Source organism: Candidatus Hepatincolaceae symbiont of Strigamia maritima (genome assembly GCF_055505085.1).
The window spans coordinates 1-1,948 of the sequence record NZ_DBKDTU010000132.1 but is presented as its reverse complement, the minus strand read 5'-3'; the positions used below and the strand labels follow the sequence as shown (position 1 = coordinate 1,948).

Genomic DNA, 1,948 nt, shown 5'->3' with positions numbered 1-1,948 from the left:
TCCGATCTTTCCTCATTAGAAAACTTTTCTTTGTTTATAAGTTGTAACTCTTTTTGAGAATATAGTGCTGTTTTTCTAACTAAGTAATCTTTAGAAGGTAGGGGGATTTTAAAAACTAAATTATTTATTTGTTTAGTAACTACAGCAATTGAGGTAGTATCAAGATTTTTAGTTAACTCAGCTATTTGCTGATTAATAGTAGTAAAATTATTCTGATAATAATCCTGCCATTTTTTAATATACTCATCACAACCGTAATCTGTAAACTGTTGATAGAATTTTAATTTTTTAAAACTATGAAAGAGTGTTTTAAGTTTAGAAAACATTTAATTTTTAATAAGCAATTCTTTGTTTAAGTTTTTGAACATAATTAATTCTTCTATAACTAAGAGCTTCTGCCATATGAATATAATGGATTTCTTCGGCATTTTCTAAATCTGCTATGGTTCTGGCTACTTTTATTAATCTATAGTGAGAACGTGCAGATAATTTCATTTTTTCCATAGCCTCAATTAATAAATTTTGAGCTTTTTGAGAAAGGTTGCAAGTTTTCTCTAACATATCTCCGGTTGCCTCAGCGTTAGTACTAATATTATAAGGGGTATATCTTAGGGTTTGCAAATTTCTAGCTTTAATAACTCTTGCTTGAATACGAAGAGAGTCCTCACTTGGTATTGTATCATATAACTCTGTAACATGAAGGGTTGGTACTTCTACGGTTATATCCATTCTATCCAATAGAGGGCCTGAAATTTTTGCCTGGTATTGCTCAGAGCAATAAGGAGCTTTAGAACATTGTTGAGAAGGCGAAGTAAAGTAACCGCAACGACAAGGATTCATTGCGGCAATAAGTTGAAATTTAGCCGGATATTCAACATGTTGATTAACCCTGGCAATTTGTACTGACCCGTTTTCTAAGGGTTGTCTTAAAGAATCTAAAACATTTTTAGGAAATTCTGCTAATTCATCTAAAAATAAAATACCTCTATGAGCTAGGGTTATCTCCCCGGGTAAGGCTTTTTTACCGCCACCAATTAAAGCCTGCATGGAAGTAGAATGATGAGGTGATCTAAAAGGACGAATCTTTACTAAGGAAGAATTTTTTAATTTTCCAGCAATACTATAAATTAAACTAATTTCTAAAGACTCTTTATTACTGAGTGGCGGTAAAATACTATTTATAGCAGCGGCTAACATTGATTTACCTGTACCCGGAGGTCCGATCATTAATAAATTATGTCCGCCACTTGCGGCTATCTCTAAAGCTCGTTTAGCTAAACCTTGTCCTTTAACTTCTGATAAATCATGAATTTTAGGAGAGATATTGTTTTCAGGAAGATTTGGTGAGCTAGTAGTTAAATTTTCTAAATTAATAGTATAAGTGCCTTGAAAGAAATTAATAATCTCCGTTAAATTATTTGCAGGTAACAATTCTATTTTATTATTTAACCACAGTACTTCGTTTAGTTGAGATTTTGGAAAAATCAAACCTTTCTGTTTAGCATTAGCATAAATTGAGGCAGCAAAGACGCCGTTACTGGCTTTTATTTCTCCATCTAATGCGATTTCTCCAAGTGCTAAATAATTGTATAATTCATCTAAGGGTAGTTTTTTTAGTGATGCTAAGATAGCTAAAGCTATGGGCAAATCAAAATGGCTACCTTCCTTACTTAAGTCTGCTGGAGATAAATTAACGGTAATTTTTTGATTAAATATATCAATTCCCATTGCAGAAAAGGCTGCTTTTAGGCGTTCTCTACTTTCTGCTACGGTTTTATCAGGTAATCCTACAATATTAAAAGAAGGAATACCTTTATTCATATGTACTTGTACATCAATTTCTTTAATCTCAAGACCTTCAAAAGCGATAGTTTCTATTCGTGATATCATTTTACCTCCCTATTTTATATTTTTAATCAAAGTATAAAATAAATTATATAGAAAACAT

General features: G+C 31.6%; 2 protein-coding genes. Both read right to left on the bottom strand.

The genetic code is table 11. From position 1 onward, the window contains the following. A partial coding sequence (locus ACQCX0_RS03380) for a hypothetical protein (protein ID WP_462562763.1) occupies positions 1-326 on the bottom strand: 326 nt, incomplete at its 3' end. 7 nt (positions 327-333) lie between these two features. Continuing rightward, the gene (locus ACQCX0_RS03375) at positions 334-1,890 is read right to left on the bottom strand and encodes a YifB family Mg chelatase-like AAA ATPase (RefSeq protein ID WP_462562762.1); all 1,557 of its coding nucleotides are present in this window, start codon (positions 1,888-1,890) and stop codon (positions 334-336) included. Positions 1,891-1,948 lie beyond the last annotated feature (58 nt).

Bases quoted from the DNA above. Each gene is read 5' to 3' on its own strand.
- ACQCX0_RS03375 (WP_462562762.1), bottom strand. From the start codon at position 1,890: ATGATATCACGAATAGAAACTATCGCTTTTGAAGGTCTTGAGATTAAA.